General features: G+C 62.3%; 9 protein-coding genes. 8 read left to right on the plus strand and 1 reads right to left on the minus strand.

What is annotated here, in order from left to right:
• Positions 1 to 266: 266 nt before the first annotated feature.
• Entirely contained in the window at positions 267 to 5705 is a 5439-nt protein-coding gene (locus tag ASD83_RS01435; RefSeq protein ID WP_056307246.1) for a hypothetical protein, read from the minus strand.
• A 354-nt stretch (positions 5706 to 6059) separates the two neighbouring features.
• On the opposite strand from ASD83_RS01435, the gene ASD83_RS01440 reads away from it, so the two are divergent.
• From ASD83_RS01440 to ASD83_RS20555, 8 genes are all read left to right on the plus strand, one after another.
• Positions 6060 to 6455, plus strand: a complete 396-nt coding sequence (locus tag ASD83_RS01440; RefSeq protein WP_056307248.1) for an Hpt domain-containing protein — start codon at positions 6060 to 6062, stop codon at positions 6453 to 6455.
• Between the two features lie 138 nt (positions 6456 to 6593).
• Positions 6594 to 8195 (plus strand): peptide chain release factor 3, encoded by a 1602-nt coding sequence (locus ASD83_RS01445; RefSeq protein WP_056307249.1) that lies wholly within the window; start codon positions 6594 to 6596, stop codon positions 8193 to 8195.
• Entirely contained in the window at positions 8192 to 9361 is a 1170-nt protein-coding gene (locus ASD83_RS01450) for a class I SAM-dependent methyltransferase (RefSeq protein WP_056307251.1), read from the plus strand. The genes ASD83_RS01445 and ASD83_RS01450 overlap by 4 nt, the downstream gene beginning before the upstream one ends.
• 96 nt (positions 9362 to 9457) lie before the next feature.
• Positions 9458 to 9778, plus strand: a complete 321-nt coding sequence (locus tag ASD83_RS01455; RefSeq protein ID WP_056307254.1) for a 2Fe-2S iron-sulfur cluster-binding protein — start codon at positions 9458 to 9460, stop codon at positions 9776 to 9778.
• A gap of 311 nt (positions 9779 to 10089) precedes the next feature.
• Entirely contained in the window at positions 10090 to 11484 is a 1395-nt protein-coding gene (cysG, locus tag ASD83_RS01460) for a siroheme synthase CysG (protein ID WP_056307256.1), read from the plus strand.
• Positions 11481 to 11810, plus strand: a complete 330-nt coding sequence (locus tag ASD83_RS01465) for a DUF2849 domain-containing protein (protein WP_056307258.1) — start codon at positions 11481 to 11483, stop codon at positions 11808 to 11810. Before cysG ends, ASD83_RS01465 begins: the two co-directional genes overlap by 4 nt.
• Positions 11797 to 13455 (plus strand): nitrite/sulfite reductase, encoded by a 1659-nt coding sequence (locus ASD83_RS01470; RefSeq protein WP_056307260.1) that lies wholly within the window; start codon positions 11797 to 11799, stop codon positions 13453 to 13455. Before ASD83_RS01465 ends, ASD83_RS01470 begins: the two co-directional genes overlap by 14 nt.
• Entirely contained in the window at positions 13442 to 14716 is a 1275-nt protein-coding gene (locus tag ASD83_RS20555; protein WP_082560894.1) for a phosphoadenylyl-sulfate reductase, read from the plus strand. Before ASD83_RS01470 ends, ASD83_RS20555 begins: the two co-directional genes overlap by 14 nt.
• The last annotated feature ends 46 nt before the right edge of the window (positions 14717 to 14762 follow it).

Raw genomic sequence — 14762 nt, forward strand, 5'->3', positions numbered from 1 at the left:
GGGCGGGGCAATCGGTTCGTAGTAGGCCTCATGGTGAGGTGCGAAGCGCAGCGTAGCCTCGAACCACGAGGGCGTGCCCAGATGCTTCAATGCCACGCCCTCGTGGTTCGAGGCTTTGCTCTGCAAAACACCTCACCATGAGGGCTACTGGGCACGGAGGTCGAGATTCCCGCTTTCGCGGGAATGACGCCGCACTGGCCAAACACCCCGAAATACAAAAAGCCCCGGAGCGATCCGGGGCTTTTTCATGTCGTTATATCCAAGCCTTAGCTCAGGCGGCCGCTGGCGTGGGCGAGGGTGGTGTAGACCTTGCCGCGATCGGAGAGCAGGTATTCGCGGGTTTCGGCAGCGGGGCGCGGGCCGGCGGCGGCGCGCTTCAGCAGCTGTTCGAAATCGCTCATATAGGCCTGGGCGGTGCGGGCGAATTCCGGATCGCGCTGCAGGCGCTTGCGGACCTCGTCATAGGTACCCTGGCCGGTCAGCGAATAGATGCGGCGCGAGAAGACGTTGGATTCGCCGGCCTGATAACGGCCCCAGGCGTCAGCCAGGGCATTGTCGTCGATGGCGTTGGCGATTTCTTCGGTCAGCGTCGAGAGGCCCTGGGTCGGCTGGCCGGCCTGGCTGGCCGAGGCATTGCGCAGCACGTCGCGTAGCCAACCGCCTTCACCGGCTTCGGCTTCCTGGCGCTGCGGGGCCGGAGCGGCCTGGCGGGCGACGGGAGCAGGCTGGGGCTGCTGGACCGGAGCCGGAGCCGGCTGCTGGGCCTGCACGACGGGGCGGGCAGGGGCGCGTGCCGGTTCGGCCGGGCGCGCCGTGGTGCGGATCGGATCGACGAGAGTCTGCGCTGCAGGCTCAGGGCGATAGGCTTCCGGTTCCGGCTGGCGCGGCGGCTGGTAGGGAGCCGGTTCGGACTGGCGCGGCGCGGCGGCGCGGGGCTGGTTGCCACGGCGGTCGGTAAGGTCGTGGGTGGCCGGCTGGCCGCGCACGATGGCGTTGAGTTCGCTGAGGGCTTCGATCTGTTCGGCAACGACGCGGCGCATGGCGGCGGCGCTGGCGCGGGTTTCCTCAGGCAGTTCGTTGACGCCGCGGGCCAGTTCGGCGCGCGTCGATTCGAGTTCGTGGCCGACTTCGCGGGCCGTTTCGCGCATGGCGCGAGCGGTCTCGGCAAAGCGCTGGGTGGCTTCCTCGATCGCCTGCTGCATTTCGCCGGCAAGGCGGCGCTGGGCTTCCTGCAGGGCGGCATTGGTGCGGCGGCTTTCGCCATCGGCGGTTTCGCGGAAGTCGCCGAGGCGGGTGGAAACTTCTTCCGTCGTCTGATCGAGCGTCTGGCGGAAGGTCGAGGTCGATTGGTCGAGGGCCTGACGCAACTGGCTCGTATTGGCGGCAATGGTGTTGCGCACCGAGCTGGTGGTGTCGGTGATGGTGTCGGCCAGCGAGCTCGTGGTCGAGGTCAGAACATCGGTCACGCTGCCAGCGGTCGAGGCGAGGAGATCGCTGACGCGGTTGGCATTGTCCTCGAGGTTGGCATTGACCTGTTCGGACTGAGCGGCGAGGGCGGCGCGGACCGAGGACGAGGTCTGAGTGAGCGCTGCGGCGGCAGCCTCGGCGGCGCGCTGCACGGCGTTGTCCACCTGCGAGGAACGCTCGTTGAGGGTCGAGGTGAAGCGCTCATTGGTAACATAGAGCGCGTCGTTGACGCTCGCGGTCGCATTGCTGAGGGCTTCGGCGACGGTGGTGCTGGTCGAAGACAGTGCTTCGTCCATGGCGCGGCGGGCAGCAATCATGCGGCGTTCGGTATCGTTGACCGTATCGGCGATTGACTGGGCGAACATGCGCATGCGGCCGTCGATATCGTCGGCGCGGCTGGTGAAGCTCGTTGCGAGCGCATCCATGGCGCCACGGCGTTCTTCGAGCGATTCCAGCGCATTGGTGCTGGTGGCTTCGAGAGCGCGCGAGGCCTGGGACATGCTGACGACTTCGATATCGAGCTTGCCGAGGACTTCGGCAAATTCGCCCACCATGGCCTGGATGGTGTTCTGGAGTGCACCGACATGGCGGCTGACCATGACGCCAGCCTCTTCGGTCTGGCCCATGGCGTCGCGCATGGTGCCGGCATAGTTGGCGGTCTGCTGGGCAATCGAGGTTTCGAGCGTAGCCAGGTTGGTGGTCGAGGCGTCGAGAACGCGTTGCAGCAGCAGATTGGAGTCGTTGAGCTTGTTGAGCGCAGCGGTGACATCGGTGAGAATCCGGCTCGAGGAGACGGACATGATTTCCTCGGCATCGCGGGCATTGCCGGCGAGGGCTTCGCGCAGGAGATTGCCGTGGCTGCGCAGGGCCGACTGCAGTTCGTCGGATTTTTGATCGACGAGGGCGGCAAACTGCGAGGTGTGGCCTTCGACCGACTGGTTGATCTCGCTGAGACGCTGCTCGATCGAGTCGACGGTCTGCACGGCCTTGACCGAAACGATCTGGTCGATGGAACCGGCGGCGATGCGGATCTGGTCGAGCGCGGTGCGAACGGCCGAGTCCATGCGATCGGCCGTGGCGACCACGTCCGAAGAGATCGCGTGGGTGGCGGCCGTGATGCGGGTCGAAATGGTTTCCTCGATGCGGTCGGCGCCGGCTTCGAGGTCGGCCATCGACTGGGTGATCGAGGTATTGATGGATGTATTGAGCGCTGCGAGGCGTTCGGCGGTGATGTCGGCCCGGGCCGTGATGGCTTCGGGGAGGCTGCCGAGACGCTTGTCGACGAGATCGACCATGGAATTGCGGGCGGCTTCGACGCCGGTTTCCACGATCTGGGTGGCCTTGCGGACATTCTCGTCGAAGCTCAAGCTAGCCGCGTCGATGCGCGCGGTGACACCGGTCTGGGCTTCATCGACACGCGACAGGGCGGTGTTGAGGTTCTCGGTCATCGCCGTGCCGATTTCGGCGACCTTGCCGGCAACGGTGGACGACATATCGCCGAGGCGGTTCGCCATGGTTTCGGAAACGGTGCGGAGCGAGGCGTCGATGGATTCGCGCGCCGCGGCGCTGTGCTGGTCGAGCGTCTGAGCGAGCTCGGCAGTGTGGAGGCCGACGGTTTCGCCCATCGAGCTTGTCTGGGTCGAGAGCATGTCGGACAGCGCTTCGGTGCGCGCGGCGAGGGCGTTCGAGAGCTGGCTGGTGCGCGTGCCGACGGCGGCGGCCAGTTCCTGCGTGCGGGCGTCGAGCGCTTCGGTGAGTTCGCCGGTGCGGCGATCAAAGGACGCGTTGAGTTCGCTGGTGCGCGTATCGAGCGCGCCTGCCATGGCAGCCGTGCTGGCTTCGAGGGCACCGGTCATGGCCGCGGTGCGTGCGTCGAGATCGCCCACGAAGCGGCCCGCACGTTCCTCGATGGCGGCGGCAAACTCGGTCTGTTTTTCGTCGAGGGTCGAAGCGAGGGTCTGCGTGCGTTCTTCGAGCTGACCGGAAAGGGCGCCAGTGCGGCTTTCGATTTCGAGCGACAGGGTATTGGTGCGCTCGGAGAGCGTATCTGCAAGGCGCTGGGTGCGGCCGGCAATGGCTTGATCAAAGGCCTGGGTGCTGGTCGTGAGGGTCTGGCCCAGTTCCTGCGAGCGAACCCGAATGGCTTCGCTGAGCTCGGTGCTACGGCCGGTCAGGGTCTGCTCGATGGCCTCGGCGCCCGCTGCGATCGCCTGGCTGATTTCGCCGACTCGGCCTTCGAGGTTGAGGTCGATGGTCTGCGCGTAGGAATCAAGGCGGTTGGCCAGTTCGTGCGAACGGCTGTTCAGCACCTCATCGATGCGGCCGGTGCGGCTGTCGAGATCGACATTAAGCGTCTGGGCATAGGCATCGAGACGGCTCGCCAACTGCTCGGAACGGCCCGAAAGAACGCTGTCGATGCGGCCGGTCTGGTTGTCGAGCGATTCCGTGAGCGTTTCGGCATAGGTGTCGAGACGCTCGGAAATTTCGCGGGTGCGGTTGGAAAGGCTTTCGGTGATGGCGGCGGCCTTGGCGCCGATCACTTCGTTCATCTCGCGGGTGCGATCACTGACGATATCGTTGAAGCGGCCGGATTCTTGGTTCAGCGCCATTTCGAGAACATTGGCGCGGGTCGCAAAGCTGGTGCCGTGCTGGTCAAGGCGCGAGAGCAGGCTATCGCCCTTTTCGCCAACGACATTGTCGAGGGCGGAAAGGCGCTCGTCGAGGAGGCCAGTGATTTCGCCAAGGCGCGCATCGAACTGGCCCAGGGAATCCTGACCGGCGGTCGACAAGGTAATGCGGGCACGTTCGGCGGTGTCGTCGAGGGCGCCATTGATCTCGATAAGAGCCGTTTGCAGACGGCTTTCCAGCGAATTGAGCTGGATCGATACGGATTCATCGAGTTGGCGCGACAGGCCGCCAAGCATGGACTCGGCATCGCGAGCGCGGCTGGAGACGTCTTCGCCAATGCGGGTGCCGAGATATTCGAGCGCCTTGGTGACGATATCCCCACGTTCGCCGAGTTGATCGACGATCTTGCTGCCGCTGATGGCGAGCAGATTGGCGAGGGCGTCGGTTTTGTCCTCGATCGAGGTCGTCAGCATGACGGTCTGCGTGTCGAGCGTGCTGCCGATGGAGCCGGCGCGGCTATCGAGCGCTTCGGTGAGGGTATCGATGTGCCGCTCGATGGCGGCGGTAAAGGCGGCGGTGCGGCTGTCGAAATTGCTGGTGACGCGCGCGGTGCTGTCTTCGACGACGCCGGCAGTGCGATCAGCCGTGCTGTCGAGCGCGGCGAGGAAATCGGTCGTGCGATTGTCCATCAACTGGGTAAAATTCTCCGAGCGTTCGGAGAAGGCGGCGTTGAGGGCTTCGCCACCGCTTTCGAGGGCACGCGAGAGGCTGCCGCCGCTTTCGGTGATGGTGCCGGCGATGCGCTGGCTGATCATGTCGAGATCGAAGACGAGGCCTGTATGGCTCTCGGTGATCGCCTCGCGCACGCGTTCGGTATTGGTGAGCACGCTTTCGCGCTGGCTGGCGAGTTCGGCGATCAGCGCGCGCATGCGCGATTCATTGTCCGAATAGGTACGTTCGAGCGCGGTGACCTCGTTGTGGATCATCACTTCGAGTTCGCCGGCGCGGGAGAGGGCGCGTTCAAGACCATCGCCGAGGGCGTTGACTTCACGGCGCACGGCCTGGCCAACGGAAGCGACCTTGTCGGAGGCGGTAACTTCGGGCTCGGCGAGGCGAATGGCGGCCTGGGTAATCGAGGACGCGGCATTGCGCAGGTCCTGCGCGCGGCGGATCAGGGTCGCGACGGCAAAGAAGCCGAGAACGGGCAGAACGATGATCGCCACGATGGCGATGAATTCGATGCTGCCGGCAAACTGGCCGAAATTGGCCATTTCCGGGCCATAGCGCAGCACGGAAGCTGTGCCGGCGGCAGCAACCCATAGAACAGAGAGAACAGTCGCCAGCCAGGTCGGGGTGGCGGACGAGCGGTTCTGCAGACCATAGAGCAGGCGCGCGGCGGAGGCGCGATCGTCATTGGCAACGGCACCAGCCTGCTGCGCGATCTTGTCGGCGGCACGCAGGCGTTCGGAACGCGGGGGCGTCGGCTCGGGCTTTTTTTCGGCCTTCTGGCGGCTCGGTTGATCCAGGCTGAACACCGATTCCTTGAGCGCGTCTTCTACTGCCGAAAAAGCCAACGCGGCCGGATCGTTCTGGTTCTGATTGTTGGCCATACTCTCTACAACTCTCGCGTCCGCACTCTAGCGACAAAGCGGGCTTCTGGAAGAGACTAGCCCCGACCCCTTTAAGGGGCCGTGGTCAAATCGGAACAATTCGATGCAAATGCACCGCGTTCCAGTACCCTCCGCCGCCGCACGCTGGCTCACCGTTCACTATTACATTCAATTTGATGCAATCCGAACAATTTCCTAGCGAAAGGTTAATTTTCGCGTGGAAACGGACGGCACTAAACCGCAAACAAAGGCAAAGTTGGGGCTTAATGGCCTGTTCATGAGGTCGCTCTAGGCTTGTTCCCCAAGCGAATTGTTCCCTTGCCCATGCGAGCGAACGTGTACGGAGTATTCGTCATGGCCCCCGGCGGCACCGCCCTTAAAGCGGAACCCCATTCCGATATCCGCACCCGGACCATGCGCCCGGTCGATCTGGTTCACCTCGCCAAGCAGTGTCTTGGCGACGAAGCGCTGGAGCTCGAAGTGCTGCGGCTCTTCGATACGACGCTGCGGGATTATTACAGCCGGCTGAAAATGGCGGCCAGTTTCGACGATCTGACCCTGGTGCTGCATTCAATCAAGGGCGCGGCGGGCGGCGTCGGCGCCTGGGCCATTGCCGACCTCGCCAAAGCCATGGAACACGAAATCCGCAGCGGCCGCCCGCTGACGCCGGAGCGCATCGACGACCTCGGCCTCGTGGTCGAAGATGTGCGCAGCTTCATTGGCCGCATGGTGGCGAACGAGGCGGTTTAGCCGCTCTGGATTGGACCGGACGGCGCCAAGTCGGCAACGCGCGGTTTGACCGCGCGGTTGTCAGAATCTATAGAGCGCCCATATGAAGTCGGTCCTCGCGGCGCCAATGCGTCGGCGACACAGCATTCAGCAGTTTCCATGTCCCTGTCTTCCGCCGCCGAGGTTTCGCCTCGGGCTCATCTTGAACCGTTCCGCACCCGTCGTACCTTTGCGATCATTTCGCACCCGGACGCCGGCAAAACCACGCTGACGGAACGGCTGCTCGCTGCGGCCGGGGCCATTCAGCAGGCTGGTGCGGTGCGCGGAAAATCGGGCGCGCGCTCGACGCGGTCGGACTGGATGGAAATGGAGCAGCAGCGCGGCATTTCGATTTCATCCTCGGTGATGACCTTCGAATTCGACGGGCTCACGATGAACCTGCTCGATACGCCGGGCCACTCGGACTTTTCCGAGGATACCTATCGTACCCTGACGGCCGTGGACGCCGCGATCATGGTGATCGACGCTGCCAAGGGCATTGAAAGCCAGACGCTGAAACTGTTCGAGGTGTGCCGCCTGCGCGACATTCCCATCATCACCTTCATCAACAAGGTGGATCGCGAGGGCCTGGCGCCGCTCGACCTGATCGACGAAATTCAAAGCAAGCTCGCGCTCGACCTGACCCCGGTGCTGTGGCCGATCGGGCAGGGCGTCGATTTCAGGGGCTATATCGATCTCCTCGAAAAGCGCGTGGTGACGCCGCAGGGCAAGACGCTGGCCGAGTTTGACGCCATCGACGATCTGCTTGAGGTCGAAAGCCTCGTGGATGATCCGGTTTTCATGACGGCGCTCGAAACGCTGGAACTGGCGCGGGCGATGTTGCCCGAGTTCGATCTGCAGATTTTCCATGCGGGACATATGAGCCCGGTGCTGTTTGGCTCGGCGCTCAAGGGCATTGGTGTGGCCGAACTGCTGCGCACGCTCGGCGATTGGGGCCCGGAGCCGCGGCCGCAGCCGGCACTACCAGCGCCGATTGCGCCTGATGAAAAGAAAGTCTCTGGCTTTGTGTTCAAGGTGCAGGCGAATATGGACGCCAATCACCGCGACCGCATTGCCTTTGTGCGCCTCTGCTCGGGGACGTTTACGCGCGGCATGCGCCTCAAGAATGTGCGATCGGGCAAGGATATGGCCGTGGCCAATCCGATGTTCTTCTTCGGCAACAATCGTGAGCTGGCTGAGGAGGCCGTCGCCGGCGATATCGTTGGCATTCCCAACCATGGTACCCTCTCGGTGGGCGATACGCTAACCGAGGGCGCAACGATCAATGTCACCGGCATTCCGAACTTTGCGCCCGAAATCATCCGCCGCGTGCGCCTGATCGACGCGATGAAGACCAAGCAGATGTCCAAGGCGCTGTCGGATCTCGCCGAAGAGGGCGTCACCCAGGTGTTTCGCCGCATGGTCGGTGCCGACTGGATCGTGGGCGTTGTCGGTCAGCTGCAGCTTGAAGTTTTGGCGAGCCGCGTTGCCAAGGAATATGGCGTTCCCATCACCTTTGAGCCCATGGGCTTTGAAGTGGCGCGCTGGGTGGAAAGCGACGAGCCGGAGGAGATGAAACGCTTCATTACGGCTCAAAAGACCAATATGGCCGAGGACCGGAACAATGCGCCGGTGTTTTTGGCGCAGAACGCGTGGTGGGCGGACCGGGCCAAGCAGGATTGGCCGAAAATCCGGTTTCTCACCACCAAGGAACGGCATTGAGCGCGCCCGACCGCATAGAGGAGTTTGTCCTCGCCCTGCAAACCGGCTTTATCGACGGATCGATCACCAAGCTCAAACTCGGCGGCTATCATGGCGCCGAGGCGGACCTGAAGAGCGTCGAGGCCCGAAAAGTGGCGCTGAAAGCCGGCGAGCGGATGAGCTTTGTTTCCCGCTACAAGACGCGCGATATCACCAAGAATTTGACCGTGGACGAGGCCATGAGCTTTGTGCGCGAGGGGCTGTTGAATGAATTCCGCAGCGCGCGGCTGGAGACGACGGATTTCGATCTGCAATTCGAGCGACAGGGCGACAAGATCAGGTTGAAGAAGACTGAAGTTGCCGGGCGCGAGGCTGTTCAGGCTGGGCACGACCGGACCAAGAACCGGCCGCTGAGTTCAGGCGATAAGGTCTGGATGCAGGCGCTGGGGATTTCCGGCGCCGATGGCAAAGTGCTTGCGGCTTCGCAGGATAAGTTTCGACAAATCAACAAGATGGTCGAGATTTTTGCGCCTTTGATTCAGGAGCTTTCGGCCAAAAAGCCACGCATTGTCGATATGGGCGCGGGCAAGGGCTATCTCGATTTTGCGCTGTTCGATTATCTCAAATCCGAAGGCAAAGAAGCCGAGGTGATCGGCGTCGAGATGCGGCCAAAACTGGTCGAAGATGGCAATCGGCTGGCTGACAAGAGCGGGTTCGGAACGCTGCGGTTCGTTCCGGCCTCGATCCTCGACTACGACGCCAGCGGCGCCGATGCGGTCATTGCGCTCCATGCCTGCGATACGGCGACGGACGATGCGATCTTCAAGGGCATTTCGGCGGGCGCCGAGCTGATCGCTGTGGCGCCGTGCTGCCACAAGCAGGTGCGGCGGCAGATGGAGGCGGGGGCTTCGGATAACCGCCTCGATTTCCTGCTGCGCCACGGCACGTTCATGGAAAAGCAGGCCGAAATGGTCACCGATGGGCTGCGCGCGCTGTTGCTCGAGGCTTCGGGCTATCGGACCAAGGTTTTTGAATTCGTCTCGGACGCGCATACGCCCAAGAACAACCTGATCGTGGCGCAAAAGGGCAAGGCTGGGTCACGCGACGCGGTGCTGAAGCGCGTCGCCGAAGTGAAGGCCATGTTCGGGATCGAGAAGCACTATCTCGAAGGTCTGCTGGGGCTTTAGTGGCACGATTTGGTGAGGCAGCCATGCCGAACCGCGCCTTCCTAAGCACACCGGGAAGGTCTATATCCCCTTGGTACAGCAAGCCAAAAAAGACATATGACCAAGATCACCTTTGTTACGCCTAGCGGCGAACGCATTGAAACCGAAGCGGAAAATGGTGCGACCGTGATGGAAACGGCCATCATCAACGGTGTGCCCGGCATTGTCGCGGAATGCGGCGGCGCCTGCACCTGCGCCACCTGCCATGTCTATGTGGAAGAGAACTGGCGCGAAACCGTCGGCGGTCCGTCCATGATGGAAGAAGACATGCTCGACTTCGCCTTTGACGTGAAGGACTCGAGCCGGCTCTCCTGCCAGATCAAGGTTCGGGATAATCTCGATGGGCTGGTTCTGCACGTCCCGACGCGTCAGGGCTGATCTGTCTTCCCCTCTACCCTGAGGAGTAAGCGAGGTTGAGGGCCCCTACTAAAAGTGTCCGGGACCACCGCAAAAAATTCTCTGCGTGGGTCAAACTTCGGACGGTAAATTCCGGCGGGTTGGGCCGGTTTCCGATGCAACTTTGCGTCGAATGGCGGGCGCCTGGATTTTTTTGCCCGTCTTTGCTTTGCCAATCTGGTGTCATTCTAAGGTAATCGCCGCCAGGGAAATATAAAAGCGATTGAATTTCAACGCCTTGCTCCAATCCCCAGCATTGGAATATTTTGCCTCATCGTTGGAATAGGACTGTTATGACTCGTCTCAACACATTTCCGTTGAGTTTCAAGGTCAAGGGCAAACGCATCATCATCGTCGGCGGCACCGACGAGGCCCTGAACAAAGTCCGGTTGGTCGCAAAGACGACTGCTTCAATAGAGATTTACGCGCGACAGGTTGAGACGGATTTTTCCGGCTTTGACGTGACCGTTTTCGAGCGCCCGCTGGCCGTTGGCGATGTGGATGGCGCGGCGATCGTTTTTGTCGCTGACGAAGGGCCGGACGGCGCTTTGGCCATGGCAGAGGCCCGTCGGCTGAACATTCCGCTCAATGTCGTCGACGTGCCCGCCGAGTGCGATTTCTACACGCCGTCCATCATCGATCGCGCGCCGCTGAGTGTGGCGATTTCGACTGAGGGCGATGCGCCTGTTCTGGCGCGGTTGGTGCGCGCGCAGATCGAGGCGCTGCTGGCGCCTGGTCTGGGCAAGATTGCCGGGCTAGCTGGCAGTTTGCGCCACAGGGTAGAGAGTCTGATTCATGATGGTGCCGCGCGTCGGCGCTATTATGAGGAACTGGTGACCTCAGCTTCGGTTGAGCGCGCGCTTGAAGAAGGTCGTGGCGAAGCCGAGGCGGAGAAGCTGCTGGCTGCGCATGCGCAGAACGGTGCGGCAGAGGGTGTAGTCTGGTTGATCGGCGCAGGGCCGGGCTCGGCTGATCTTCTTACCCTGCGGGCACAACGGCTGCTGCAGCAAGCCGATGTGATCGTTCATGACCAGCTTGTCCCGGCCGAAGTCGTCGAAATGGGCCGCCGCGATGCCGAGCAGATTTGCGTTGGCAAGGCCAAGGGACATCACTCGTTTTCGCAGGCGCAGATCAATACGCTGATCGTGCGGCTGGCGGCCGAGGGCAAGAAGGTAGCGCGGCTCAAGTCAGGCGATCCGATGATCTTCGGGCGTGCCGGCGAGGAAATCGAGGCGCTGCGCAAGGCCGGGATCGACTATCAGATAGTGCCGGGCGTCAGCGCCGCACTGGCCGCTGCCGCGGATACGGCGACGCCTGTGACGCTTCGAAAGGTGTCGAGCGGGCTCGTGGTCGCGACCGCGCATGGCGCTGATGACGGCGAACTGGCCCACTGGGCTGCTCTGGCCGGAACCGGCCTGACGCTGGCGCTCTATATGGGCAAATCGATTGCTGCCGAAACAGCGGGACGGCTCGTGGCGCTGGGCGCTGCGGCCGATCTGCCGGTTGGCATAGTGGTCAATGCGGGACGGGCCGAGAGCCGGTCCTATGCGGGTAATTTGGGTGATCTCGCGCGTGGCGCGGTCGAGTTCGATGATGGCCCGGCCGTCATCCTGATCGGCCGGGCCGTGGCGCATGGCGATTGGGTTGAGGCCGTCGCCAGAAATGCGGAAAGTTTTAAAGTAGCATGAGCAAGGAAATTCTCACCGGCAACGAGCTGACTTCGGGGGCGGCGGTCTATCTGTCGGCCACGGGCGAGTGGGTCGAGCCGCTACAGGCGGCGCGCCTGTTTGCCAAGGAAGACGTTGCCGAGCGCGATGCTGCGCTGGCCGCGACCAAGGCAAACGGCCGGGTCATCAGCCTTGAAATCGAAGAAGTCGACGAAGTCGACGGGCAGATCGTGCCCAAGCGGCTTCGCGAACGGATCAGGGCGGCGGGCCCCACCGCGCCTTTGACGCTTAACGGGCAGGCTTACGACCGCCAACACCTGGGTGAGGACGGTCATGTATCGATATGACGAATTTGACGCCGCGTTCGTCGCGGGTCGCACTGCACAATTCGCCGATCAGGTGAAGCGCCGCCTTTCGGGCGAACTGAGCGAAGACCAGTTCCGTCCGCTGCGGCTGATGAACGGGCTCTATCTGCAGCTGCACGCCTATATGCTGCGCGTCGCCGTGCCCTATGGCACGCTGTCGTCCAGGCAAATGCGCAAGCTGGCGCACATCGCGCGGGTCTATGACCGCGGCTATGGCCATTTCACCACGCGGCAGAATATTCAGTACAACTGGCCCAAGCTGAAGGATATTCCGGTTATCCTCGACGAGCTGGCATCCGTGGAAATGCACGCGATCCAGACTTCGGGCAATTGCATCCGCAATGTCACGACCGACCAGTTTGCCGGCGCGGCCGCCGACGAGATCATCGATCCGCGTCCGGTCGCCGAAATCCTGCGCCAGTGGTCGAGCTTGCACCCCGAATTTTCGTATCTGCCGCGCAAATTCAAGATCGCCATTACCGGCGCGCCGCAGGATCGCGCGGCCATCCGTTTCCACGATATTGGCTTGCAGGCCGCTGTGAATGGCGCAGGCGAGATTGGCTGGGAGGTCTGGGTTGGCGGCGGCCTTGGTCGCACGCCGATGATCGCCAAACTGATCAACAGCTTTGTGCCCAACGAGCATCTGCTGGCCTATCTCGAAAGCATCATGCGCGTTTACAACCGCTATGGCCGCCGGGACAACAAGTACAAGGCGCGCATCAAGATCCTGGTGCACGAAGAGGGCCTTGAGACCATCAAGGGCCAGGTCGAAGCAGAATTTGCCGAAGTGCGCGGCGGCGTGCTGACGCTTCCGAGCGAAGAGGTCGATCGCATCAGCGCGTACTTTGCGCCGCCTGATTTTGCGCAGCAGAGCCTGACCAAGCTCGATGTGGCCTACGAATCCATCATCGATCCCGCTTATGGCCGCTGGCTCGACAACAATATCAATGCCCATAGCCAGCCGGGCTATGCTTCGGTGACCGTGTCTCTGAAGCCGGTGGGGGGCGCGCCGGGCGATGCGACGGATACGCAGATGGAGGTCGTGGCCGACCTTGCGGAAACGTACTCCCATGACGAGCTGCGCGTGACCCATGAGCAGAACCTGGTTCTGCCCCATGTTGCGCTGGCCGATCTGCGGACGGTCTATGATGCGCTGGTCGCGGCGCAGCTTGCCGATGGCAATACCAATACCATTGCCGACATGATCTGCTGCCCGGGCCTCGATTTCTGCGCTCTGGCCAATGCCCGCTCGATCCCGATCGCGCAGGAAATCTCCAGGAAGTTCGCCGAGCCGGCCCGTCAGCAGGAAATCGGCGAGCTGAAGATCAAGATTTCCGGCTGCATCAATGCCTGCGGGCACCACCATGTCGGCCATATCGGCATTCTGGGCGTCGAGAAGAAGGGCGGCGAGCTCTATCAGATCACGCTGGGCGGCGACGCGACGGAGCACGCTTCGGTCGGCAAAATCATCGGGCCGGGCTTTGAGGCCGAGAACGTGCCTGACGCCATCGAGAAGCTGGTCGATTTCTACATCGCCCAGCGTCAGGGCACCGACGAGACGTTCATTCAAGCCTATCGGCGTCTTGGGGAAGCGCCCTTCAAGGAGGCCCTCTATGGGACTGCCTAAACTCGCCCCCGCTCAGGCGGCACATGACAAGCTGAAGGCGCTGGGCATCCTCGCGCTCAACGGCATGTTCGACGAAATGGACGCGCTGAGCGTGCTCCGTTACGCCGTCAGCGACGTATTGCCGGGCGATCTTGCTATTGTCTCGTCCTTCGGGGCCGACTCGGCGGTGCTGCTGCACATGGTGGCGCAGGTCGATCCGTCGATGCCGGTCTATTTCCTCGAAACCGGCAAGCATTTTGCGGAAACGCTCGATTACGTCGAGACGCTGAAAAAGCAGCTGGGCCTGATCAATGTCCACGCCATCCACCCCAGTTCGGATGACGTGAAGCGCTTCGACCCCAATGGCGATCTGTGGGAGACGGATCCCGATTCCTGCTGCCACATTCGCAAGACCGAGCCGCTGGAGCCGGTGACCGAACAATATGGTGGCTGGGTGACCGGGCGAAAGCGCTACCAGACCTCGGAGCGTGGTGTGCTGCCGCATTTCGAGCTGACGAGCGATGATCGCATCAAGGTCAATCCGCTGGCCTATTTCTCCGACGCCGATGTCGTCGAATATCGCCAGAAGCACAGCTTGCCCGAGCATCCGCTCTATGCCAAAGGCTACAAGTCCATTGGCTGCGCGCCCTGCACCTCGATCGTTGCCGAGGGCGAGGATCCGCGCGCCGGACGGTGGCGCGGCCTCAATAAAAAGGAATGCGGCATCCATTATGACTTTAGTGGAGCGATCGCTAATCCGATGACTGCTGCTGCCCGCCATACGCTCTGGAAAGACGGCGCCTTTATCGCCGACCCGTTCAAGGAATGGGTGGAAGGCACCGCGCCATCCGAGGCCCGCTATACCCATGTGCCGCTGCGGGAATTTTTGGCCAATCGCGCCGATTATCTCGCCAGCCAGCATCCGCTTGGGCTGATGATCTCGCCGGGCGAGAAGATCGAGGATGTGGTCGAGGACCTATCGCGGTTCGCCTCGATTGCCATCAAGTTCCCAGCCTTCTCGGATGGTCGTGGCTATTCGACGGCTCGTCTTTTGGTTGAGCGCTTCAAATATGCCGGTGAAATCAGGGCTGTAGGCGACGTTCTGCAGGATCAGATTCCGCATATGCGCCGCTGCGGGTTCAACGCACTCGTTGTCACCCACGAGCCGAGCCGCCAGGCGCTGATCGAAAACCGCCTGCCGGAAATGGCCCTGTTCTACCAGCCTGTGGGCGTCACCGAAGTACCGCTTGGTACGCGCCCCTTCCTTCGCCGCGTCTCCTAGGATAAGTGGAGCGCGTTAGTCGCCTTTTCTGAGGCAAAGCCGGGGG

The organism is Devosia sp. Root685 (assembly GCF_001427875.1).
Lineage (GTDB): Bacteria > Pseudomonadota > Alphaproteobacteria > Rhizobiales > Devosiaceae > Devosia.